This is a genomic window from Polynucleobacter sp. JS-Fieb-80-E5 (genome assembly GCF_018882015.1).
Lineage (GTDB): Bacteria > Pseudomonadota > Gammaproteobacteria > Burkholderiales > Burkholderiaceae > Polynucleobacter.
Genome location: NZ_JACVPH010000009.1, coordinates 22,779 through 46,735, shown reverse-complemented (window position 1 = coordinate 46,735; position 23,957 = coordinate 22,779). Strand labels below are relative to the sequence as shown.

The window sequence follows — 23,957 nt, the reverse complement described above, 5'->3', positions numbered from 1 at the left end:
TAATAATTCTCATATGTCTGGAGTTAATAAAGCTACATCCTGACCATCATCATCCGGGTTCTCATAAAAGCCAGACCAGTAACCCCTAAGAAATGGTCTTGTTAATTTAAGGCCAGCTTTCTTAATCATTTCATTCATTTTTTCGGCTGTAAATGCAACTCCGCCCGTAGGGTACTGTAGATTGTTTATATAACATCCATCAGCATATTGATGCTCAAATCTAAGTCCATATGGAGTGCAGTCATTAATTCTTGAGGCCGCAACCACTTCCTCTGAATATAGAAGAAAGGTTACATAAGCCACCCCGTTTGGCTTAAGAACACGAGCAATCTCCTTTAGATAATGCACAACTTCATCTTCAAAAATATGAGTCAGCAAGGACTGGAGGCCAATCCGATCTACAGATCGATCGGCAACAGGCAATGGATAATCCATTGTTGTTTTGGTGCCAAAGGGGTTGTGTAACTCATGATAGGCGTTGAAATGGACGAATTCAAAATTAGGATGTTTTCTTGTAATATTTTTTTGGCACCACACTATTGATTCGCGCTGAACATCTATTCCAACATATTTTCCATTTGGCCCAAGAAGCTCAATCAATGGAAATGCATCTCTAGCCATTCCACTAGCAATCTCTAAAAAACTCATGCCAGATTCAATTCCCATATATTTCTGATAGTTCTTAATATGCCCTTGTCCCAATTCATCGAATGTTGCAGACCCAGCACCCGTCAACCTGACTAAATGCTCAGGCATCATATAGCCCTTAAATGGCGTTAATTCAACTCTTGAAGGCACACGTATACCAGTTCCATCAGCTGTAACCAAATGTAAATTACCCTCAGGGGTTCTTAATAGGCTTGAAGCCTTGGCCTCAGGAATGATAGTAATCTCATCTCCATCTTTGAAATCAAAATCATCAAATAAACCCGGAGATAAAACACATCTCTCCCCTCCCCTTCTAATTGAAATTTGAAGCTCATGACCGTCGAATGAAATTGGCTCCAAACTACTCGAATGTCCTGTTGAAGGTGGCTCTGGAGTTAATTTCGTTTTTACCTTTCGCCCAATGCTGGCTAGGATTGAGGTTGGCCCTCTTTTTAGTATCTGAACAATCCTATCTCCATTTTTTGGAAAAATAGACCGCACAGTTTTGCCAGCTATCGATTTAATTTTTGCCATCTTTTTAATGCTTCCAGTGTTAGGGTGATTGTCAAATTTTGAAAGGATGATTTCTTGCCCTGGAGGCTGAGATAACCACAAAATTAAGTCACTTATATTATGGTGCGCACCAATATCCACCATTTGATAAAACCCTGCAGGGTATTGAGCCACTTGCTGCTCAACCTTTTCAAGCATAGGGATTATCAAATTCTTATCTTGCTGTACGATATTTTGTAATGCCATTTGCAAGAAACTAAAGAGCATTGATTCAGACTCAGTCAACTTATTTTTAATATCATCTAACTCAGCCTGATCCTGCGATTGATGCCAAAATTTATTCCTCAAAAGAGAAAGGATTTGGATGGCCTTATATCTCTCAATATTCACTTCGGTAGAATTGTTAAAAGGCAAGTGACATCTAGCCATTTCCGCAGAAATCAACCAATTTGTATTGTTCATATCACCAGGAAATTCATTTTTTAATACAAATTCCTGTACGCTTGGATCAACCTCTTCATTTTGAAGGAACTTATATCCATCTTTGTGTCTATTTGAAAAGTAATAGGCACCAAATGACTTGGGTGAAATTCCGATAATTACTGATTCTTGCGGCAGTACCAATATGGACTTAGCATAATGAAAGATAAGAATGGCTGCAAAAAAATCAGGATATGGACTCTGATATAGCCCCCCAGCATCATTAAACTGATTAACAAAACCTTTCCTCAATAAGAAATGCTGAGCGTTGAAATTAAAACGATGCCTAAAATTAAGAACGGCATCAGATAACTCTCTTGCGTAATCTAAGTCAAGATGAAAGGGAGTAATTTTTTCTCTAAGAAATTCACTTTTCACTCTTGCAACATATCCCGCATCACAACCCGGCATAACGCCTGGATAGCAATAGTGAAATGCGGATAAATAAATTAAATCTGGAGACTCATTTTCCAACAGCGGATTAATTAAATTAAAAAATTCTGGGGATAACGCATCATCGTCACCCAACATTAATACATAATCTCCAGAGGCAAGCAAAAGAGCTTTTTGCCAATTTTCAGTTACTGGCACCGGGTTTTTCTGTCGAAAATAAGTAATTTTCGCATTATTTAAACCCCTAACGTAAGCTTCATAATTTTCTGAAGAGCAGTTATCAACCACTATAATTTCATAATTTGAAAACGGTTGTATAAGTATAGATTTAATTACATGGTCTAGTAAATTTAATCTATTTTTTGATGGTATTAGAAAGGAAATTTTTTTCATATTTTTAATCTTTGTAAATTATATTTTATATTTGTAATCGAATATAGTTGGTCGTTTGGTTTTTTTAGAAACTCCCCAGGTAAGCCACTCATGAGACTCTCTCGAAGGCTCGGACATATCCATAAAAGCTCGCGTATGGTTATCACTTATAAGTAAATTAGATTGATCGCCCTGCCTAAAGGTGTGACTGTCCCACCAATTTTCCTCATCATAGATCGTGCCATTTTTTCCGACAATAACAACCTTAAGCCCTAAATTCTTAATGACATTCGTCATGCTTTGTGGGCCACTTTCAAATAAATTTGCTTCGGCCTTGTTTATCAAATTTCGAGTAAGTAAACCTCGAAAAATTTGCCCCTTCATAATGAATCCATTGCTCCTGATATGAGGATTTGGAAAGGATGGGAATATATTAGATTCAAATTTAGGTGCCGATAACCAAATTGACTGCGTTCCGGAGCTATAGAAGCCGGGAAGAAAAACTATTTTTCTTAAAAATAAGACTAACCTTTTTAAACGATTGTCCTGCTCCATTTCAATTTCATCAAATATATTGCCGAGATACCATTTTCTATGGTAACGACTTAATATATATTCAAAGTATATGGCGATAAACTTTTTGATCTCTAAATTGGCGCCCATAGACTCCAAAATTATCCATCTGTATAAATTTACTGAATCTTTAATGCTCTCATAAGAGCCCATTGCCCCCGTAAGACCTATCTCATCCTTGGTCGCGGCCTGCATCATTAATTTAAGCCAGTCATCAGCACTAATTTCACTATGGGTGTTCAGAAAGCAAAGATACTCACTTGTAATTACCTTGCTTGCCTCAAAATAAGACCCTATATCAAAGCCAACATCCTCTAAGAATATCTGGTCATGAAGCACGTCTTTAAAGATCAGCTTAGCCTGCTCCAGACTCTCGGACGACTCAAACCCCTTGTAAATAATAACAAGCTTATGATCAATACCTGCCGGATGGTTCTTATAACTATTGACGAAGCGAGCAAATGCATCAAGCCCATCAGCGCATCTTGCCAAATAAACTACAGCTATGCTTGAGGTCATTTCAGCCCCTAGTGACAAAAGAAATCCCGAGCTCACAAAAATCAGGCGGATTGTGTGCGCCTAAATTTCCCCATGTTAAATAGTTATGCAGAAATTTATTCTTACATTCCATATCCATAAAAGCTCGCGTATGGTTATCACTTATAAGTAAATTAGATTGATCGCCCTGCCTAAAGGTGTGACTGTCCCACCAATTTTCCTCATCATAGATCGTGCCATTTTTTCCGACAATAACAACCTTAAGCCCTAAATTCTTAATGACATTCGTCATGCTTTGTGGACCACTTTCAAATAGGCATGCATCCGACTTAGTTTGGATTCTTAAAATATTTAATTTTTTAAGAATCGCATTTTTTACTAAAAAACCATTAGATCTGATATGTGCGTTGGGAAATTTTTCTATAGTTGCCAAATCTTCAAACATTTTTCCCGGCATCAAAAGTTGCTGCCAATGCATTTCAAATTCTTTGAATGTATTTGACACAGCCCTTGCAAGTACCCAATTATGGTAGTAATTTTTTAATTTCATTATTGGGCCGCGCCCTCTTGAGATTTTTAAATCTCCTACCGGTAGATATTCGGTAAATTTACGATAGTACTCGTAAATATTTTCTGGGCATACGTATCCTTTCATGTAAAAAAGCCAGTAAAACATTTGAATTAATTTCCAAGATTGCATCAAACTCTCATAAGAGCCCATTGCCCCCGTAAGACCTATCTCATCCTTGGTCGCGGCCTGCATCATTAATTTAAGCCAGTCATCAGCACTAATTTCACTATGGGTGTTCAGAAAGCAAAGATACTCACTTGTAATTACCTTGCTTGCCTCAAAATAAGACCCTATATCAAAGCCAACATCCTCTAAGAATATCTGGTCATGAAGCACGTCTTTAAAGATCAGCTTAGCCTGCTCCAGACTCTCGGACGACTCAAACCCCTTGTAAATAATAACAAGCTTATGATCAATACCTGCCGGATGGTTCTTATAGCTATTGACGAAGCGAGCAAATGCATCAAGCCCATCAGCGCATCTTGCCAAATAAACTACAGCTATGCCATTATTTTTTTTCATTGAGAAATTTATAAATATCACTTACCTTAGAGGTTTCAAAGAATCCACATTGCTTAACCTGTGGGTCACAGCCAGAGGTGTGTACCCCTTTTTTTATTAGACTTAATATTTTTTCTTTACCCCTAAATTGATAATAATTGGGGTCTCTCAATCTATAGCTTAATGCACACCAATATCTTTCAATAACACTCATCTGTAGACGCATTTTTGGCCACCAGCTTTCAACTTGCTCACCACTTAAAATTCTTGTTATGGCTTCGTAAAATTGAATTCTTCTATATTTTTTCACATTAAATTTATGCCTAAAATTAACTAACCTTTTTTCCACATACTTCATGGCTATAAAATAATTTGTGTTGTAAGCAGGTCCAGACAATATTAAATTCTTATTTTTTTTGAAAATTGGATCAGAAAATAAATCGTTATTTAAAATAGCCTCGCCAATCGAATCTTGGTCATTGTAAATAGTGTATCCAACAGAAGATTTCGATACCCCAGCGATTGCTATGGGGTGGGGAATAATAGCTGTTGCTTCAGACATAAATAAAGCTACATTTGCAATATAAAAATCAGGGTATGGGGATTGGTAAAAAACACTACCTTCCTTTATTTTGTTAAAAAGTGACCTTTTATATACACAAGCTTGGCTATTAAAGCTAAAACTAATATCAAAATTAAGTGAGTCTTTTATGGCCCTCAATGAATCCTTTCGACCAAGAAGAAAGGGCTTTGTTTTGTTCTCATAAAAGAATCCATGTTTAATTTCAATTAGGTGGCCTCTTGATTCCCACGGCGCAACACCGGGGTGCCAAAATTGATAGAATGGATTGTAGATAAGCTCAGGAAAATTCATTTCCACAGCAGTTTTATTTATATGCTCAAAGTAATTTGGGCATAAACCGTCATCATCCCCTATTAGGGTGATATAGTCCCCCTCGGCTTTATTAATTGCGCTATTCCAACTGTCAGTTACAGATAGGAACCTTGATGATCTGTAGTACTTAATCCTCGCATCTTTTAACTCATTCAAATATGTTGTAATTGCAGCCCCATCATCTGAGGCGTTATCAAAAACAATTAACTCCCAGTTATCATAACTTTGCAGTCTTACGGTTTCCACCGCCTCACGCAATAAATACAGTCTATTTCTCGTAGGAATTACTATCGAAAATTTCATAGTTTAATTTTTGACCATTATTTAAATTTAGTTTTTAACTATTAAACCTTGACCAGTCGGCAAGGTCATAACTTCAAAGTTTTTTTCAGCTGCAAACTTATCAATCGCATTTTTAATGGATCGATAAGGGGCCCATCCATACCCCCCCAGCACCACAATACCCCCTGGGATTAATTTATTCCAAAAATATTCAAGCGCCGCCTTTTCTGGATAAGCGATACCCATATCAATAGCGAGATAGGCAACCTTTTCTATATTTACGGTTTTAAGGGACTCAGGAACTGTCCCTCTAATTAAGATCGCACCAGGGAAACTCTTGAAATTATTTTTCACCATTTCAAAACATGAAAAGTAATTAGCTTTGCTTTCGGCCAGGCGTCCCGCTGCCAACTCTTCTTCAGATATTTGTTCAGCTGGAATTCCTTCAAAAGTATCAAACAACCAAAAGGTCTTTTTACTTTTATTAATGTCAATATATTCGCATACCGCCAATGAATCTATTCCTGTATTTGTTCCGCATTCAACAAAATCACCCTCAAGCTTTTTGGCATATTCTGCAGCCCAGCAACAAATAGCGACTCGCCAATTTAATCCTATATCAATAGTGCTGCCTCTTGGTCGGAGAATTTGATGGCCAGAATTCATTCCTCTTTTGTATGCAGATTTAAATTTGGGGGTCTGAAAAAAATCAACTGATTTGGACCAACTTGTCAATGCGTTTTCGTCATAACTAGGATCGCCAAGCAAAGCCCATTTCTCGAGTCTCTCAACCATTGGAATTGCTCTGTTAACTTCCCAATTATCAACAGCTCCCTCTTCATAGTCTTCCAAAGATGACTCTGAAGTGATTGAGTGGGAATCCTTGGTAAATATATTTTTGACTTGAGCCTTTTTTTGGGGGCGTGAGATGTACCCCCCTGGAACCTCAGACACAATCCGACCATGCTCTAATCTTAATATTCGATTACAACTTCTTCTAATAAGATCGGGGCTATGTGAAGCGATTACAAGAATTTTTGCGCCATCTACTAAGCTCTGAATTCTATGATTTGCTTTAGTTGAGAATGTTGAATCCCCAGCGCTAAGCCACTCATCCATTAAAATAATATCTGCCGGCATACTGGTAGAAATAGCAAAAGCCAGTCTCATCCACATGCCACTTGAATAAGTCCTAATCGGGAGATTTATATAGTCCCCTAGATCGGCAAATGAACAGATATCCTCCACCAAAATATCAATTTCGGCTGGCTTCAATCCCATAATCGCACCGCGAATATAGATGTTTTCATACCCCGTTGCCTCTGAATCTAAGCCTACGGAAATGCTTAACATTGATGCAATTTTTCCACTTATAAATAACTCTCCTGAGCTCGGCTGGAGAGCGCCTGCTAACACCTTCAATAAAGTCGATTTACCACAGCCGTTATGGCCCACCAATCCGATCCGATCACCCTCCTGGATACTAAAATCTAGACCGTCTAAGGCTCTAACGGCAATTGTCTTGTTACCACTACTCAATAACTTTCCACCAGTAGCTGAATTTACAATTGAGCTCCTGATAGATCTATCGCCCCACTCGAATATTGGATATTCAACTACTAAATTTTTAGCAATTATTTGATGCATTTTTATATCCAATATGCAATTTTAGATCGGTAAGCGGAGAAAGCTTTAAACATAAATAAATAGCCTCCCATAGTAATTATTCCAACCACCCCCCAAGATAATGCATTTACTTGTCCGTACAGTAATGGCCCACGCACTATTTCAAGAAAATGGTAGAGAGGATTGAAATTGGCGGCATAGCTATACTTTCCAAGCATGTCTGCCCTCCAAATAATTGGGGTCATGAAAAAGGCTAACTGAATCACATTCACCACTATTTGTTGTATGTCTCTATACCTTGCACAGAGCATTCCCAAAATTATCCCAACCCAAAATGCATTTAATGCAATCAAAATTACACCAACAATAAATAATAAGTTTATCCAAGATATTAAGGGGGGGTAAAAAATTAATACTACAGCGATAATAATAAAATTATGAAAAAATATAATAATATTTTTATAGACCGTTTTTAAAACATATATGCTAAAAGGCATTTTCATTTGCTGAATATATCCAGCAGAATTAATGAAAATAGTGCACGAATCAGAAATAATATTTGAAATAAACATCCACAATATAAAACTAATGCTAAAGTATGCAAAATATCCAGATATGTCGGTCTTGAATAATCTGCCGTACAAGGGACCCATGCAACCAATCATTACGCCAGTGCTAATTGTCAACCAAAAGGGGCCAATGATGGATCTTCGATAGCGCTGCTTTATTTCAAGCCAACCCAACATGGGCCATATGTGAATACTCAAAAATCCCTCTTTGATGTCTTTTATTGCATATTCCATATTGGATAGAATTTTATTATTTTTCATAGATTATATTTTAGGAACCATGCCAAGCAGATATAGTTAACTTTTTCTTGGTTACATTATCGGCATTTTCATAATAATTTGTTTGATTATCTTTTATTAACAAATTTTCTTGTTTTGAGCTCCAAAATATTTCGCTTTCTAGCCAGTTATTTTCTGAATATGAATTTCCATTATTGCCAACAATTACGCATTTTAATCCTAACAACTTAACTTGATTGGTTAGCCCAAACCTTCCGCTCTCGAATTTATATGCTTCTAGCTTCCTAAAAAATAAGGGGAATTTTATTTTATTAAAAATTGCTGTACTGATGATAAATCCGTTAGTCCGAATATGTGGATTTGGAAACCCATCAAATGATAATTCTTTAAATCGAATTAAAAGGGGTAATAATATAGGCCTTAATACTTTCTTCCACGTAGCTAGATTGGATGATGGAGCTTGATATTTTGGAACCATAGTCCCATAAGAACCTGTGGCGCCAACCAATCCCACCCCCTTATCATTAAATGGCATCCAAAGTTTTCTCAACCAATTTTCGCCATTGAGCTCACTAAAGGAATTTAAAAAACAAAAGTATTCATAGTTATTCTTGAATTTTTTAAAGCATGAAGAATAGGCCTTTAAATCATATCCAATATCAGAGCACTTATAAATTTTGTGTTTTGTATCAATGATTTTTTCTTCATATGGAAAAATATCAAATTCTGCTTTAAATCCCTTATAAATTATTATCAAATCGTGGTCTATCCCCGCATCAAAAAATTTATATGAGTTTATAAATCGTTCAAAAACAGCTAATTCATTTTTTTTTCTAACAAGATGTACTACGCAGATTTTCTTAACTTCGCCCCTCTGATTATTCATGTGTTAAATCTTTTTTATTAACGCCGCCAAGTAGAGACTTATGGTGCCTCGTCTTGTTTGGCGGTACAAGCCACAAACCCCCATCAAGCGAAAACGATCTTTAAATCTTGCAACCCTTAATACCTCAAACATTTTTAAAATCTCTTGATGATTTTTTACTAGCAAGTGGCTGACTTGATTTAGGGCGTTAATATTTTTCGTATTCCACTTTTGAAAGCGTCCTTGCAATAACATCCAAATTCGGTCCATTCTGGCTGAAAAAGAATTACTTCCACCCACCAAAGCATACTCATGTTGACGATACAGGACTTGTGGCATCGGGTCGTAAAAAACTTCCCCCTCCACACCAGTAACTAATTGATAAATCCACCAGTCATGAGAAGCCACCTCCAAAGGACCGACTTGTTCAATCAAATTTTTCGCAGCTTGATTAAAAACCATGGTGTTGCCGCCAGCAATGCTTTGCACCAGAGCGTTACGGAAAGTTTTCGGAAAAACAAATAAAGGGGAGAATCCACAGGGCTTTAGCAGATCGTTTACATATTGTGTGCGCCCACAATAGACATAGGGCTTTTGGACCTCTTGATTTAAGAGGATATTCTCAAGCGCAACGGACAACTTGGATGGCAACCATACATCATCCTGATCACAAAAGGCGTAATAATCAGCCTTAATTTCTGGGTCGCACGCAAGAGATAAAAAGTTCTGACAAAAGCCTCTTTGGGGGCCGCTGCGAATAGTGAGTTTTCCAGCAGGCCATTTAGCCTGATATTGCTGCAGTATTTCCAGGGTTTGATCTATGGATCCGTCATCACTGGCTCTTACCATCCAATTTTGGTGAGCTTGAGCCTCTAAAGAGTCCAATTGCTCTGCTAAAAAGCGGTCTCCGTTATAGGTACACAGCAAGATCGCCACCAAAGGGGCATTAGAATTGAGAGCTACAATGATATTTTTCTCAATAAAATCAGTCATTTACAATAGTTTCTAACCAATTTTGACTAATTATTAATGACAAAATGACCTCAAAGGACTTAAACCTGTTTACATATGATGATTATAACGACTGGGGGGCGGTAAAGTCACCCACAAGACATCAAACCGTCATATTCAGGATAAATCGGAAGACAAGAGTGCCAATGCCGCTTAGCGACCTTGCATTACCATGCACAGAATAACGCTTAGACCTCGCTTACCTTCTCCATAAAACCAATCCGACTAGATAAATGATTTAGAAGAGTGATTGGCCCAATAAATGGAATAATATTGAATATTATGTGGCATATTTCAAAATATGCTGCCATCAAAATTTATCGAATGTTTAATAGTTTTGAAAATTTTAATCAAACATTTTCTGCTTTATTGGCATGATTAATGAATTTAAACTAAATTGCCTACCTAACAAGCTAACACTAGGATACCTATTATTGCGCAACCCTCAACAATAGTTGGCGCAACTCCTCATTAGAGGCGTTCTCCAGAAAGCACTCGACTTTATGCATTAAGGTCGAAAGTGATTCATCGCCAATTAGCGGCTCTGTAGCTTTCATAATTTTTGGATGGCCTGTAGCCTCAGCATTATTTGCTCCAATCAATAACTCTTCATATAGCTTTTCTCCAGGCCTCAATCCAGTAACTGCAATATTAATTTGACCAGTTTTGCCAGATAATGCGATCATTTTTTCAGCAAGATCTACAATTTTCACCGGCTCCCCCATGTCAAGAAGAAAGACTTCGCCACCTTGAGCCATACTGCCGGCCTGAATGACCAATTCCACTGCCTCATGGATAGACATAAAGTAACGCGTAATCTCTAAGTGGGTAACCGTTATTGGGCCGCCCTGAGCAATCTGCTCTTTAAAAAGTGGAACTACCGATCCAGACGATCCAAGTACATTACCAAATCGTACGGCAGTAAAAACTAAATCACCGCCTTCTGATTTAACTTTTTCAGCATAATCTTGCAAAATTAATTCTGCCCACCGTTTGGTTGCGCCCATTACGTTAGTTGGTCTTACTGCTTTATCGGTAGATATCAAAATAAAATTGCTTGGGCCTTTGTATGTAGATAGACCCCCCAATTGGGTGCACTCATATGCAGCTATGATAAGTGAACGCGTTCCATAGATGTTGTTTAATACACCTTCGGCGACATTTGCCTCTACTAATGGAACATGTTTATGAGCGGCAGCATGATAAATAGTGTCTATAGAATATTCTTGCAGAATGTTCTTCAGCTTTTCGTAGTCTTTTACAGAGCCTAAGACGGGCACAACCTCGCAATCATTTATTTTTCGCAGAGCTCTATCTACTTGGTAAAGCGCTGCCTCGCTAGCTTCAAGCAAAATAAGTCGTTTAGGTCCAAGTCCCAAAATTTGACGACATAACTCAGAGCCGATTGATCCCCCGGCACCAGTAACTAAAACAGACTTTCCTTTAATGCAGCGCCCTAATAATTCAGGATTTGCAATAACAGGTTCTCTGCCTAAAAGATCGCCTATATCTACCTCTCGGACCATATTAACTAGGTGGCGTCCGGTTGCTATATCTGAAATTGCTGGAAGCACTCTAACTTGTACTTTATGCTTTTCTAGAAGCCCTAGGATATCCTTATGTCGCTTACCGGATAAGTCTGACGAGGCAACAATGACAACCTCCACTCCAAGCCTAGAAATTAATATTTCAAGTCGCTCGGATGCAAAAACGCGCAATCCATCAACATCCTTTCCGGATAATGCTGGACTATCATCTACAAAACCTAAAACCCGTAATTCATTGGAATGATTCAACGAGGCCGCCAATTGACGACCAGCACTGCCAGCATTAAAAATTAAAGTCTTACGGCCCATATAAGAGGCTTGATAGGCAGAATTAAGTAACCATTTTGCATAAAATCTGCCACCAATTAAAAAGAAGCTAAAAATAAATGCATAAATAATAGGTATCGTTCTGGGCACCCCATCAATTCCAGTTATTTGAAACATAAATGCTGTCCATGCCCAAAGAACCGAACTAATTATGGTGGCCTTAAAAATTATCCACGCAGACTTTCCACCAAAATAACGAATAACAGATCGATAAGCCCCAAAAATTATGAGGCATGAAATCTCTATTGCAACAATTCCACCTAGAGCATAAATCTGACTTGAGTTTAATAAATAGAACTCGCCGAATCGCAATGAAAATGCAATCCATACTGAAGCAGCAATCAACCCGATATCAGCAAGCAAAATAATTGAACGCTTTGTGAACGCAGGCAGCGTAATTAGTTGACCCAAAAGTGGTCTAGTAAATTTCTTAATCATTAATGAGAAACCCCATCACGTCTAATAACCTTTAAAAAGGTCATCCACAATATGTAAAAATCAAAACGCATAGACTTAGATTTCAAATACTCAGCGTCAAACTTAACCTTAACAGGGATCGGCAACTCATCCCTGCCATTAATCTGTGCCCAGCCAGTCAGCCCAGGAGTCAATGCACTAACCCCCAAAGATGTTCTAAGTTCCATCAAATCTGTCTGGTTATAAAGTGCCGGCCTTGGGCCCACAAAACTCATATCCCCAATAAGAATATTCCAAAGCTGGGGCAACTCATCTAGACTAGATTTTCTCAGCAATGATCCGATTGGTGTGAGGTATTGCTTTGGATCAGCCATAAGATGCGTCGCTACTACCGGAGCATCTGTCCGCATTGAACGAAATTTAGGCATACTAAACAAAATGTTATTTTTGCCAACCCTCTCCGACCAATACAAAGCCGGCCCTTTAGAAGTGATCTTTACGAGCAAAGCAACCAATAAGATGGGGATACAAAAGAGGGCCAGCAAAATTGCAGCCAGAGTAAAATCAAATATACGCTTCATGATTCTATGATTTAACCATCTCCGAAAGACCCTCTTCTAGGGAATATGGGGGCACCCAACCTAAAATAGTTTTATTTTTAGAAATATCCACCTGCAAAGATTCGCAAAGTCTATCTACCGCAGCCTCTTTACCAATAACCAATGCCAAGCCCCTCAAAACAAAAACTGGGACAAAAAATACTCTTGGCAAGATACCAAAAGCAATCGAGATCTTCTTGTAAAGATCTGCAATAGAGACGTCCTCGCCATCAGAAACAAAAAATACTTGATTTGCAGCTGATGGGTGAGTGATGGTGCAACTGATAAAACTTACTAAATTATGTAAGGAGACTAAACTGCGTAAATTTTTGATCCCGAGAAAAGGCATTGGAATTCTTTTTTGAGCCGCCCTAATTAAAGATAAAAAATTAGCCTTAACACCATTTCCATATACAAGAGGCGGCCTTATCACCACAACCTCCATACCTGAAGTCTTGGCAAAATCTAATAGATAATTCTCACTCTCCAACTTTGAAATTGCATAAGGATCAGTTGGCGCTGGAGTGGTAGATACAGTAAGTGGCTTATTGCATAGGGAGCTCTCTGCCACCGCCTTAACCGTACTCATATAAATGAAGCGCTTAACCCCTGCACGATGTGCAAATTCAGCCAATAATTTAGTTCCATCAAAATTAATCCGACGATATTCCTCAATAGGGTTAGGGTGAGAATCATTCATTACATGCACCCGAGCTGCCAGATGAATACATATATCAGCCTCTGGAAGAGAGTGGGGGGTTTCTTGCAAGAAATTAGTAAATGAGACAGGAAATACCTGGTAGCCATCTTTTATGAGCTGATTCATCAATGCCTTACCTACAAATCCTCTAGCGCCGGTAACTATTACCCTCTTCATAAACCAACCCCATCACCCAACTGAATAAACTCATCAGCAATATATTTTTTTGTATAACGCTTCTGTATTGCCCGACCTCCTGAGGGTGACTTCGCTAAATTTAGATCAATCAACCTTGCAAGATCCTCTGGTGATGAAAAATACTGGGCATCAACACCAGTAGTCTCTCTATTAAATCCACAGTCATAACAAAGAATGTGGCAGCCGTACGGAAGCATCTCTATAAGGGATGGATTTGAGCCGCCGACGCTATGCCCATGTAGATAAAAAGCACATGCCTCTCGGTAATTAACCAATAAATCTAAGTCGTAGATAGGATCAAGAAGTTGTAATTGCGGCTCATTGGCGTACTTTGCCTTTAGTGTCTTGCCAAATAGACTGTTATTCCAATTGCCAATAAAGGTATATTTTTCTATTCCTGAGGCTAGCGCTCCCAAAAGCAACAATTCAATATTATTTTCGGGCTCGATCCTGCAAATTGTTAATGCAGTTTTTTGCTCCAGTATTACCGAGGGATTTCTAAGCACATGGTCTGCTGAATAGGCTATCAATTTTGCCTTAGATCTAAACATTGGCTTTACAAAACTTAAAAGCTCTTTGTTGTCGTAAATAATAACGTTTGCTGAAATTTGAGCAAAAAGATCGTAAGCCCATAAAATAAATCGAATCGGCTTAGAGAATTTCGTTCTCCTCCATTCAATGCCATCTATATTTACCACCAGACTCTTACCGGAAGCCCAGCAGAACATCCTAAAAAGTAGGAAAAATGGCCCAGCAGAAACGCCTAATACAACGACAACATCTGCTTTTAAAAAAACTTTAAAGAATGCGGCCAAATCATGCAGGGTTGAGCGGAATCCATTTGCCTTAATTGGAACGAACTCTCTATCGACACCCTCAAAACGAGGTTCGCGCTCGGAATACTTGGAGGGATCACAGGTAACTATGACTTTGAAGCCTCGCTTAACCATCTCAGGGCAGATTGCCTCCAAAAACGATTCAAATCCCCCATACTTATTTGGGATTCCATTGCTTCCAATAAACGCAAAGACTGCTTTCAATTTTTCACCTTTTTTACCAGCGCGAGCCCATTGAGCCAATATTAGTGGGAATAATACAAAAATGGGTGTGCTGTATCTAAAAAAGGTAGTGAATCCCGGTGAAATATAAGCCATAAAGGCAATAGAAATAAAGAGCCCAGAACTTAAAATAGGCCTCTTGAATACCCCAAATACAGCAAATTGAGCGATAAGCTGGCCAAAAGCTAAAGGGAGCATAAGCATCCCTGGGGATAGAAATATAAACCCCCCCGTTAAGAAAAGGACTGGCCAAATTACTGCACGGATGATGCTGCCATTTGAAATTTCAACGAATGTGGGAACTGTGTCATACGCCCTAAACCTGAAATCATTACTAGCCATTGCTTGCACCCAGCCACGAAACTCATCAAATGCTATTAATGAGATTGCGAATCCCACAAAACAGAGAATGGCGCCCCTGTATCGCATAACAGATGGGAAATAAAAAATGGATCTAACACTAATCAAAATTGCCGGCAAGATCAAAAAACGAATTCCAAGGATTGATCCAGCCAAGAATGCAATGAGGAACGTATCTTTTAATACATGTACTGCAAGATGCATGCGATAAGGCATAAAAATTATCAATAGCACGCAGATTAAACCGACCCTTGATGTAATAAACCCTTTCAGTTGCTCATAAATCATACAACTGGTGATTGAATACACAACAATATTGATACCAATTAACGCAGCAATATTGCCATTTAATAGCCAGGAAAAAACGAAGTACAGCTGAGTTAATAAATCCCGCCCACCTGAGTTAATGATGTTAGCAATAACATTGCTATAAGTCCTTACGTAGGTAACAGCATCGGGATGATAATCCCACCCAATTCCAATCTGACGTTCAAACGCCAGAAGCATAAGCGATGCGCAGACCGAAATAACAAAAATCCATAAACTATGTTTTTTTGCCATATTCAGGAATACCTTAAACGGGAAGAAGACTGGGATATCACGAGCAGCGGCGCCATTACCAAAAATGGATATACATAACGGATGTAACTTCCATATCCTGTTACTAAAATAGCAAAAACCCCCATTGAAATAAAAATTTTCCAAGTAAATATTGAGCGGCCCACTAAAGCAAACGTATAGACGTTAAACATCACAACACCCAAAGCAACCGCCATAAATGGAACCGAAAGGCCGAACAACGAAAAGCTAGCAGTCAGAGCTAATATTGGCCACAATATAAATCGTATTCCAATGCCCGCTAACCCGGAATCTTGAAACGAGGGAACTGAGTCAAATTCTCTGAACTGCATTTGATTGGCATTGAACTCTAGCATTAAGCCGACAACTCTCTCGTTAAAAATAAAGAAAATACAAATAGCGCAAAACACGCCGAATGCAAAAATTACTTTAGGCAGCAGAACTCCATAATAGAAAACGCCTATTACCCTCAAAAAAGGCATAGTTATGAAAGATATGATCCAGCACCGTGCTCCCATTAAAGAAATCAAAGCTAGAAAAATAATCAGGGTATCTTTTAGCATAGTTGTTGCCAGATGCATTCTGTATGGATTAAGCACCAACAAAAGCAAAAGAGAGTATTTTTCAAGACTTAAATCACCAGCAAATTTAATATGCAACTTTAATATTATTAAGTTAGTGAGTGCAAAGAAAATCATATTCATGGCAATGATTGCCACAATATTTTGACCCAATAGCGAACAAAGGAAGTAGTAGGAATTATTTATGGCCGAGCCAAAGCCTTCGTTTAAGATATTTTGCGAAATTTCATGGGAAGTTGTTGCGTAAGTAACGCTATCAGGGTGAAAGTCCCACTCAATACCAATTGCCCTCTCAAAAATAAGAGTCGCTAAAACTGCAATTAAGGAGAGAAAGAAAATATGAATATGGGATTTCAAGGCACTTTACCTAATTAACTAACTGCAACCCATTTTTCCACCGCCTTATCCCAAGTCTTAATGACTCTTGCGGGCGATCCTACTGCTATTGAAAAGGCCGGTATGTCCTTTGTTACCACTGAATTGGCTCCAATAATACTTGACTCACCAATTGAGACACCCAATAAAACTGCAACATTTTCTCCAATCCACACCTTATCTCCAATTTCTACATTGCCACAGACAATTTCCCTCTCATTAGGAGGTTGAAGTGGATTTGATTGCATATCTCCAATGTAACTTCCATGGGTATGGTCGGAAATGAAAACATTTGAAGCAAATAAAACATCATTTCCTATCTTGACACTTTTCATCACTCCAATATGACAACGGTGATTTAACTTTACGTTGCTACCTATAAGTAACTCAGCGTTGTCATTTAAAACATCTAGTATCAAACCGGGGCCAGAAGTAAATCCTCTCCCAATGCTGTAACTTCCTAAAATTCGAATATGTGCAGGTCTACGCACGAGCAGCGCACAAGGAAAAATAATTTTGGTATACATAAGATTAATAGCTAAACTTAATAGCCCCCAAAAACTATATTTCCTTAAATCATGAAGCACCATTCTCAACCTCTTTCTTGATCAAAAGTTTGTTTACTGCCAAAATTAGACCCAGAGAACTCATAGTTAGCAAAAGCGCATAAACCCAATTAAAAGAATAGATAGAGGCGCCAGCAATTACAACAAATGCCCCGAGATATGAAATAAGATTTACGCTTCGAGATACCTTGAATGAACTTCTTGTCAGAAAATCTGCTCGTTTCAATAGCAAGCCGAGAGAAACTTGAGCAGCTAAATACCAACTCTTCACATCGACCGCTGAAGAATTAAGCCATGGAATCGCCATGAGAGTGCCAGAATAAAAAATATAGACTGTTACGATAAACGCGATAGGAGATTTAATATCCAATTTCAGCAATTCCTCTTCTCGACACAAAATAAATGTGTAGAAAAGAAGGGACACTCCAATACGAATTAGAACAGCCATTTCAAATGGCAACCCGGGAATAAAGAAAAGGATTGTTGTTACGACCATCATCGCTCTATATGGTGTATTCAATTTAATACTTTTTGCCTGACTTACCGCATAGTCGCCACATAGCATTGCTAACGGATAAATTACTGCAGCCCCAACCAATCCTCCAAGCACAATACTAGCTACGCATGCAATTACAACCAAAAAAACAGTGCAAATTTTTCTCTGCTGGCTAATACCTACCCAAGTAAATATTAAAGTAATTAAAAGACTAAATGAAGTATTCGCAATCGAATAAGTGGCGTAGAAAGGTTTAGCCTGATCTAGGGGCACTTTAAAAAGTACAACAAAGTTTGACGCAAAACTCGCGATGAATAAAAGAAATTGCATTAAACTTCGGAACCTACTCATGCGACAGTTACCCCAAGCAAACAGACATAAAATATCATTGTTACTGCAACGCTTTAATGCGAGGCAAATAAGCATACCGACAAATGCTGGTAAATAGACCAATCAATAAACCCAGCAGAAGACCTGCAATCTCAATAATTAAACGCTTTGGGGAAACAGGTGTAGGTGAAGCATAAATAGGGGATAGCAGCCTTCCCGCACCTTCATCGGCAAAGCGAATAACACTATCCAACGACATTATTTTATTAGTCATCCAGCTTATTTGATCTTTTGCAGCAATTTGATCAACCGGGGCTACAATACTTTGCGCTGTCGGAAGTTGTGGGTACTCCAGCTTCAATTTATTCATTCTTTCCAAATAGTATTGAAGCCACTCTTTGTTTTGAATAATCTTCTTGCCGACTAAATCTGCTTCATAATTTTTTAAGTCCCCGACTACGGCTTCGGTACATTTAAGCGACAATTCAGGAGATAGATTTTTTACACCAATCTCAACGGTAGGAGGCGACGCTTTAATTAGGCTGAATTGAATGTTTTTAACCATTTCAAGTCCAGATGGGTATTGGCAAACAGATTGAGATTTATCACTAAAACTAGCAGGACTCCTCATTCTGGCAATTAGTAGATTGGGATCTTCTAAATTTGACCACTCATAATTACTACCTCTGATTTGAGAGAGCTGAATCTGTACGGTTGCTAAATAGATATTTGGCGTAAATTGCAAGGCCACATACGCACAACTAAAACCAAAAATTGCGAATATTAGGATAGAAATCCAAGATTTCTTAACAATTAATAAAAAGTCTTTAAGTGATAAATTGAAAATTTCAGTCATAAATAAGAGGGTTTTGTGCTGGATAAGCTGCCAACTGATTAAAAGGTTATATAAAACAGTAACTTATCCTGTATTTTAACCTCTAATAGGAGAGCAAATTCATACTATTTATTAGAATGGCTGTGAAAAGCATCTCTGACTAACTTCAATCCATCCATAATGAACACCTAAATCCAAATTGCAAGACTAGACAGCCTTCTCAATGAATTTTTCGTTCGCGCACTCACATACCCAAGGGTTCTTAAGCTTGGTTAATAGCCCATTTTCACTAGCCTTTTGTATATGTTATTTGAGCCTAATTGGCGGTGCCACATATGTCTACTGCTACCCAAATCCCAAAAGGGAAAGGGAGATATTTTGGATTGCCAGTTTAATGTTAATCCTATTTTCAGCCTTTCGACCAGTTGGATTGGGAATAGATGACGCTGGTTATGTTTTATACACAAAAAACATATGCTCTTTTTTAGAGTGCTTTAAGCTCATCCAATCCCCAAGAGACTATGTTTGGTTCTCCTTGGTGGGACTACTCAAGAGTTTTTTCAGCGGAGAGCAGGCAATTTTGCTCATAAGCGCTGCCGGGGTTTTTATTCAACTTTATTGTATTGATCGCCTATGTCGACAAAAACTTCTCGCACTAATTCTATTTACGCCGCTAATCTACCTTCTTTTTCATTTAACTATCTTGCGAGCTGGATTTGCATTGGGATGGTATTTCTTGGCGATCTTTTTTTTAGTCAGAAGTAAATTTTTTTTAGGTGGCACACTGCTAGCAAGTAATTTTTTAACCCATTCTCAGGCTATTTTTAGCATTGCTCTTGCACCATTCTTATGGCTCTCTAAAAAAAGATGGTTAGCCATTGCTTTGATTGCGCTCTGTCTCCTTGGAATGTATCTTCAGATAACGCCTACCATTGACCAGCTTTCTCTACTTACCTCTACCTCTGTTCAACCCTATCTAGAAAAAGCAATGGACGGAGGATATGAGGGAGAAAATAAATTTCCAGTAATAGATCTCTTATTAATGATTTACTTGGTAGCAATAATTATTAAGGAAGATATAGACAAGTTTTCATCTAAGCTAAATCAATATATTGTTGCTAGTGCATTACTAGCAATTTTCCTTGCTTGGTTTTTTGCTCCCATTCATGCCGTTCAAACAAGATTATTTGATTTTTATATAGCGCCCATAGTCTTTCTCGCAGGAAACCTAAGGCAAAATAAATACTTATTTTTTGGCACGATATTTCTTTCTATACTTATATATATCCGCATGGAAGTAATCCATAACTTTATTCTGGGATAACCTTTTAGTATCTCCTGTTAAGATTAGTGCCTAGATAACCCCAAAAAATGAGGCTCCATACAATATATGTTTAGTCACCAAGAATCTCGACCTCTACTACAGCTCTCAAGACGAGCTCTTGATGTAGGTGCGATTTTTATTGCTGGTTATCTTTCACTGTTTTTACGCTTTAATTCATCTGGCCCACCCAATAATTATTATGATAAATGCATATATGGGGGTTGCCTAATCTTCATGTTGATTGCTTCAAGGACTTACGCAAGAGCAAACCACATTAACTTCTTAAGTCGTCTGTGGTCCATCTATAAAGCCTGGATAGCAAGCTTTCTTTTAATACTTATTATCTTGGTGTTTACCCAAAGCGGTCTTTTAGTTTCCAGAATTTGGCTTGCTACTTGGGCAATACTGGGTTCCTCATTATTAATTCTCAATACTGCGATCCCTAGATTGCTTGCTAAAGTATCACCTTCCAGAGCTAGCAATAAAAAGAAAATCGCAATAATAGGATCAGGAATTGTTGCCGAACAATTGCTGAGTAATATTAGGCTTAATTCAACCTCAGAATATAAACTTCTAAAATATATTGCCGAAACAGATGGAGAATCAATCAAGGAGCTCGAAAATGAGCTTATTGATGAGGTTTGGATTGCACTTCAAATTTCCGATGCTAATAAGCTGCCTTTATTGTTACATCATTTAAGACATAGTGCTGCAAACATTAAGTATGCGCCAGATCTATTCACTTTTAGATTAATTAATCATGGCCTATCGGAAACCTTAGGGGTAAATATGATTAATCTGAATGCCTCACCATTCTTAGGTGAAAATAGGGCACTAAAGAATACGGAAGACTTTCTTCTCTCTTTGCTAATCTTGACACTCATAAGCCCTTTAATGCTACTTCTGGCTGCGGGAGTAAAACTTACATCACCAGGGCCTATTTTTTACTCACAAGAACGTGTTGGTCTAAATGGCCGACCATTCAAAATGCTAAAGTTTCGCTCTATGCCTGTTGATATTGAAAAGAATGGGATTCAATGGGGCGGATCAGATGACAAGGCTACCCATCCGATTGCGAAATTAATGCGTCGCTTAAACCTAGATGAACTACCTCAGTTTATCAATGTCCTAAAAGGCGAGATGTCTATAGTGGGTCCGCGCCCCGAACGAATTGAGTTTATCAATGAATTTCGAGAGCAGATACCTAACTATATGAAAAAACACTTAGTGAAAGCAGGTATTACGGGCTGGGCACAAATACATGGGTTAAGAGGGGATACTGATCTTGTCAAGCGGATTGAGTACGATTTATTTTATATAGAAAATTGGTCCTTAAAGTTAGATTTAAAGATCATCTTGTTAACCATTATTCAAACTTTTACTCCATTAAGAAAATAGTTTAACCAACTTACCCAATCAATTTATCACCCCTAGGTCAACTAAGGCTGAAATTACTGACTCACAAGAAATTTTTGCCATTACATTATCTGCATTGCGAGGGTATTCGAACCCAAGACTTAAGAATGCACCGCCCTGCTCTTTAGAAACATCTAGGTTCATTGTTTTTTTGCCTCGAATACCCCAACGCTTAGAGTTTGTTGGTCCGTTTAGTACAACTGTAGGAACTTCTAAGGCGGCAGATAAGTGAGCAACTCCAGTATTCACGCTCACACATGCCTTGGCATTACATAGAATATTTGACAACTCATTTAGAGTGGCTTTGCCCGCTATCACTTCAATAGCATCCCCAAAATTCAATTGATAAAACAAATTGTTTGCACGTTTTTGATCAACATTTGAGCCGGATATTACAATTTTCAGGCCATTTTGAGCGAGTCGACTCGCAAGGTCAATCCAATTGCGTTCAGGCCATTCCCGCATCCCAGAATTAGTGCCACTTGCCCATGGATGCAAAACTACATACGGACTATCTAGTTTTGCAAATTTGCATGGCTCAGCATTTTTAAAATCCTTTCGTATAGCAAGAGATTTTGAAGGGGCGCAATAGAGCGGTAAGAGCAGTGCTTGAAAATTCTCTAACTCATGAATTTGATCGGAATGTACCACTGCTTCATCATAGGCGTAGTGTCTATTCTGATTTTTGGTTTTAAAGCCAATACTCCATCTTGAATTTGTAAGCCAGGTATATAGTGCGCCAAGATGAAACCACTGGGATGTATCAATAATGATGTCTACCGGATGCTGCCTTAGGAGACTCCGCGTCTTTAGAGGATTAGTTATTGGCAAAATTATTAATTGATCAAACCCTTCGATCAAAGAATAGATAGCAGCATTTGCTTTGGAGCAAAAAATAATGATTGTTATATTGGGAAATTCTTTTTTAAGTGCCGGAAGTAGACTTGAGGACAAAATAGAGTCCCCTATTGCAGCAAATGCAAAAATACCAATAGTTGTAATCGTTTTCGGCTTATTTCTTTTGGCTCTAAATAAGCCGATTAGAAATAACAAAGAGGTGCCCACATAGCGGTCTATCTTCCTCAGAATCCCAGCATTTCTCTCCACAGTCTACCCCAACAACTTTCTAACAACATCTACTGTTTGAGTAATACTTCTCTCCCAAGTAAATTGCTGTGCGCGTTTAAGCCCGCGCTGACGAAGATCCTCTTGCATGGTTTCATTTTTTGTAAGTCCGAGGATTTTCCCTGCTATATCAATCTCACTTTCAGGGTTACAGTAGATGGCCGCATGACCACAAACCTCTGGGAGCGATGCTCTGTCAGACACAATTACTGGACAACCACAAGCCATAGCCTCTAGTGGCGGCAAACCAAAACCCTCATAAAGTGATGGAAAGACGAGAGCAGAGGCATTGGCTACATAACTCTTTAGCAACTCATCCGAAACCAAATCCGTAAAAATAATACGCTCAGGGTATTGCCCTGCGAGAGCTGCAACCTTGGAATCGCCGGTAATAAAACCACTTTTTTTACCAATCAATATAAGGTCGTGCGAAATTTCGGGAAGAATCTTGATGTACGCAGCTACAAGGGTTGCTAAGTTTTTATTAGGCTTGATATTTCCCACAAAAACCAAATAAGGCTTGTGATGCGGTGAACTCTTTTTATCAACTTCAAACCAAGAACGATCAACCCCCAAATAAATTGGGTAAATCGGCGGCATTTCAGTGGGCACCAAACGATGCAGCTCCTGCCTAGTAAAATCAGAATCTGTGATGATTGCTGCAGCTTTATTGCACAAGAACCTAAACATCAAATTAGCGTATAAGCGTTTAGGCCAACCACCAACTAATTTTGGCATTGCTAAATGGAATACATCATGCACTGTCACCAATAGCTTGCCTTGATACCCAAGTGGAATAGGATAATGCGGTGAAAAGTAAAGTTTGGTGCTTGATGGAATTAGCCTAAGCAACTCAAACTGCTCTTTGATTGAATACATCCCCGAATGGGCTTCAGCTATAGCAATATTAGTTGTTGTATCCAGATTCTTCAGAATGAACTGCTTAATTTCAACAGGATTACCGATTAAGGTAAATTGCTCGCTTGGCATTGCCTTCAGGATACCTGGAACTATATGGCGTATATAGGTGCCAATTCCTGAAGAATTTATCCAGCGGACATCAATCGTAATCATGGGCTCAGTTTAT

General features: G+C 38.4%; 20 protein-coding genes. 2 read left to right on the top strand and 18 right to left on the bottom strand.

Going from position 1 to position 23,957, the window contains the following annotated elements; translation table 11 throughout:
* Window positions 1-9: 9 nt before the first annotated feature.
* The 16 genes from ICN44_RS12085 to ICN44_RS12010 all read right to left on the bottom strand — a co-directional run bounded on the left by ICN44_RS12085 (window position 10) and on the right by ICN44_RS12010 (window position 19,026).
* On the bottom strand, window positions 10-2,427 hold the full coding sequence (locus ICN44_RS12085; RefSeq protein ID WP_216264172.1) for a glycosyltransferase: 2,418 nt from the start codon (window positions 2,425-2,427) through the stop codon (window positions 10-12).
* Window positions 2,428-2,445: 18 nt separating this feature from the next.
* Window positions 2,446-3,498, bottom strand: coding sequence for a hypothetical protein (locus tag ICN44_RS12080; protein WP_216264171.1), 1,053 nt, complete (start codon window positions 3,496-3,498; stop codon window positions 2,446-2,448).
* A 1-nt stretch (window position 3,499) separates the two neighbouring features.
* Entirely contained in the window at window positions 3,500-4,570 is a 1,071-nt protein-coding gene (locus tag ICN44_RS12075) for a hypothetical protein (RefSeq protein ID WP_216264170.1), read from the bottom strand.
* Window positions 4,557-5,747 carry a glycosyltransferase family 2 protein gene (locus ICN44_RS12070; protein ID WP_216264169.1) on the bottom strand — a complete coding sequence of 397 codons (1,191 nt, stop codon included), beginning with the start codon at window positions 5,745-5,747 and terminating at the stop codon, window positions 4,557-4,559. The genes ICN44_RS12075 and ICN44_RS12070 overlap by 14 nt, the downstream gene beginning before the upstream one ends.
* Window positions 5,748-5,774: 27 nt before the next feature.
* Complete coding sequence (locus tag ICN44_RS12065; protein ID WP_216264168.1) at window positions 5,775-7,385, bottom strand: ATP-binding cassette domain-containing protein; 1,611 nt, start codon at window positions 7,383-7,385, stop codon at window positions 5,775-5,777.
* Window positions 7,376-8,182 (bottom strand): ABC transporter permease, encoded by an 807-nt coding sequence (locus tag ICN44_RS12060; RefSeq protein ID WP_216264167.1) that lies wholly within the window; start codon window positions 8,180-8,182, stop codon window positions 7,376-7,378. The genes ICN44_RS12065 and ICN44_RS12060 overlap by 10 nt, the downstream gene beginning before the upstream one ends.
* A gap of 10 nt (window positions 8,183-8,192) precedes the next feature.
* Window positions 8,193-9,047, bottom strand: a complete 855-nt coding sequence (locus ICN44_RS12055; protein ID WP_216264166.1) for a hypothetical protein — start codon at window positions 9,045-9,047, stop codon at window positions 8,193-8,195.
* Between the two features lie 3 nt (window positions 9,048-9,050).
* Complete coding sequence (locus ICN44_RS12050) at window positions 9,051-10,019, bottom strand: glycosyltransferase family 2 protein (protein ID WP_216264165.1); 969 nt, start codon at window positions 10,017-10,019, stop codon at window positions 9,051-9,053.
* 449 nt (window positions 10,020-10,468) lie between these two features.
* Entirely contained in the window at window positions 10,469-12,349 is a 1,881-nt protein-coding gene (locus ICN44_RS12045) for a nucleoside-diphosphate sugar epimerase/dehydratase (protein WP_216264164.1), read from the bottom strand.
* Window positions 12,349-12,909 carry a sugar transferase gene (locus ICN44_RS12040; protein ID WP_216264163.1) on the bottom strand — a complete coding sequence of 187 codons (561 nt, stop codon included), beginning with the start codon at window positions 12,907-12,909 and terminating at the stop codon, window positions 12,349-12,351. Before ICN44_RS12040 ends, ICN44_RS12045 begins: the two co-directional genes overlap by 1 nt.
* 4 nt (window positions 12,910-12,913) lie before the next feature.
* Complete coding sequence (locus ICN44_RS12035) at window positions 12,914-13,804, bottom strand: NAD-dependent epimerase/dehydratase family protein (protein WP_216264162.1); 891 nt, start codon at window positions 13,802-13,804, stop codon at window positions 12,914-12,916.
* The gene (locus ICN44_RS12030; RefSeq protein ID WP_216264161.1) at window positions 13,801-15,804 is read right to left on the bottom strand and encodes a DUF1972 domain-containing protein; all 2,004 of its coding nucleotides are present in this window, start codon (window positions 15,802-15,804) and stop codon (window positions 13,801-13,803) included. The genes ICN44_RS12035 and ICN44_RS12030 overlap by 4 nt, the downstream gene beginning before the upstream one ends.
* 2 nt (window positions 15,805-15,806) lie before the next feature.
* On the bottom strand, window positions 15,807-16,760 hold the full coding sequence (locus tag ICN44_RS12025) for a hypothetical protein (RefSeq protein ID WP_216264160.1): 954 nt from the start codon (window positions 16,758-16,760) through the stop codon (window positions 15,807-15,809).
* 14 nt (window positions 16,761-16,774) lie between these two features.
* Entirely contained in the window at window positions 16,775-17,368 is a 594-nt protein-coding gene (locus ICN44_RS12365; RefSeq protein WP_216264159.1) for a DapH/DapD/GlmU-related protein, read from the bottom strand.
* Complete coding sequence (locus ICN44_RS12015; RefSeq protein ID WP_216264158.1) at window positions 17,355-18,170, bottom strand: hypothetical protein; 816 nt, start codon at window positions 18,168-18,170, stop codon at window positions 17,355-17,357. Before ICN44_RS12015 ends, ICN44_RS12365 begins: the two co-directional genes overlap by 14 nt.
* A gap of 61 nt (window positions 18,171-18,231) precedes the next feature.
* Window positions 18,232-19,026: a hypothetical protein gene (locus tag ICN44_RS12010; RefSeq protein ID WP_216264157.1), complete on the bottom strand. Its 795-nt coding sequence runs from the start codon at window positions 19,024-19,026 to the stop codon at window positions 18,232-18,234.
* 202 nt (window positions 19,027-19,228) lie between these two features.
* Between ICN44_RS12010 and ICN44_RS12005 the strand changes: the two genes are divergently transcribed.
* Both ICN44_RS12005 and ICN44_RS12000 read left to right on the top strand, forming a co-directional pair.
* On the top strand, window positions 19,229-20,329 hold the full coding sequence (locus ICN44_RS12005; RefSeq protein ID WP_255537618.1) for an EpsG family protein: 1,101 nt from the start codon (window positions 19,229-19,231) through the stop codon (window positions 20,327-20,329).
* Between the two features lie 66 nt (window positions 20,330-20,395).
* Window positions 20,396-21,727: an exopolysaccharide biosynthesis polyprenyl glycosylphosphotransferase gene (locus tag ICN44_RS12000; RefSeq protein WP_216264155.1), complete on the top strand. Its 1,332-nt coding sequence runs from the start codon at window positions 20,396-20,398 to the stop codon at window positions 21,725-21,727.
* A gap of 18 nt (window positions 21,728-21,745) precedes the next feature.
* Here ICN44_RS12000 and ICN44_RS11995 read toward each other — a convergent pair whose 3' ends face one another.
* On the bottom strand, window positions 21,746-22,798 hold the full coding sequence (locus ICN44_RS11995; RefSeq protein ID WP_216264154.1) for a glycosyltransferase family 9 protein: 1,053 nt from the start codon (window positions 22,796-22,798) through the stop codon (window positions 21,746-21,748).
* A 57-nt stretch (window positions 22,799-22,855) separates the two neighbouring features.
* Window positions 22,856-23,944, bottom strand: a complete 1,089-nt coding sequence (locus ICN44_RS11990) for a glycosyltransferase family 1 protein (protein WP_216264153.1) — start codon at window positions 23,942-23,944, stop codon at window positions 22,856-22,858.
* Between the last annotated feature and the right edge of the window lie 13 nt (window positions 23,945-23,957).

Coding starts and splice junctions, on each gene's coding strand:
- ICN44_RS11990 (WP_216264153.1), bottom strand. CDS start 23,944: ATGATTACGATTGATGTCCGCTGGATAAATTCTTCAGGAATTGGCACC.
- ICN44_RS12080 (WP_216264171.1), bottom strand. CDS start 3,498: ATGACCTCAAGCATAGCTGTAGTTTATTTGGCAAGATGCGCTGATGGG.
- ICN44_RS12365 (WP_216264159.1), bottom strand. CDS start 17,368: ATGGTGCTTCATGATTTAAGGAAATATAGTTTTTGGGGGCTATTAAGT.
- ICN44_RS12085 (WP_216264172.1), bottom strand. CDS start 2,427: ATGAAAAAAATTTCCTTTCTAATACCATCAAAAAATAGATTAAATTTA.
- ICN44_RS12035 (WP_216264162.1), bottom strand. CDS start 13,804: ATGAAGAGGGTAATAGTTACCGGCGCTAGAGGATTTGTAGGTAAGGCA.
- ICN44_RS12050 (WP_216264165.1), bottom strand. CDS start 10,019: ATGACTGATTTTATTGAGAAAAATATCATTGTAGCTCTCAATTCTAAT.
- ICN44_RS12030 (WP_216264161.1), bottom strand. CDS start 15,804: ATGGCAAAAAAACATAGTTTATGGATTTTTGTTATTTCGGTCTGCGCA.
- ICN44_RS12075 (WP_216264170.1), bottom strand. CDS start 4,570: ATGAAAAAAAATAATGGCATAGCTGTAGTTTATTTGGCAAGATGCGCT.
- ICN44_RS12000 (WP_216264155.1), top strand. CDS start 20,396: ATGTTTAGTCACCAAGAATCTCGACCTCTACTACAGCTCTCAAGACGA.
- ICN44_RS12010 (WP_216264157.1), bottom strand. CDS start 19,026: ATGACTGAAATTTTCAATTTATCACTTAAAGACTTTTTATTAATTGTT.
- ICN44_RS12045 (WP_216264164.1), bottom strand. CDS start 12,349: ATGATTAAGAAATTTACTAGACCACTTTTGGGTCAACTAATTACGCTG.
- ICN44_RS12015 (WP_216264158.1), bottom strand. CDS start 18,170: ATGCAATTTCTTTTATTCATCGCGAGTTTTGCGTCAAACTTTGTTGTA.
- ICN44_RS12060 (WP_216264167.1), bottom strand. CDS start 8,182: ATGAAAAATAATAAAATTCTATCCAATATGGAATATGCAATAAAAGAC.
- ICN44_RS12055 (WP_216264166.1), bottom strand. CDS start 9,047: ATGAATAATCAGAGGGGCGAAGTTAAGAAAATCTGCGTAGTACATCTT.
- ICN44_RS12005 (WP_255537618.1), top strand. CDS start 19,229: ATGAATTTTTCGTTCGCGCACTCACATACCCAAGGGTTCTTAAGCTTG.
- ICN44_RS12070 (WP_216264169.1), bottom strand. CDS start 5,747: ATGAAATTTTCGATAGTAATTCCTACGAGAAATAGACTGTATTTATTG.
- ICN44_RS12040 (WP_216264163.1), bottom strand. CDS start 12,909: ATGAAGCGTATATTTGATTTTACTCTGGCTGCAATTTTGCTGGCCCTC.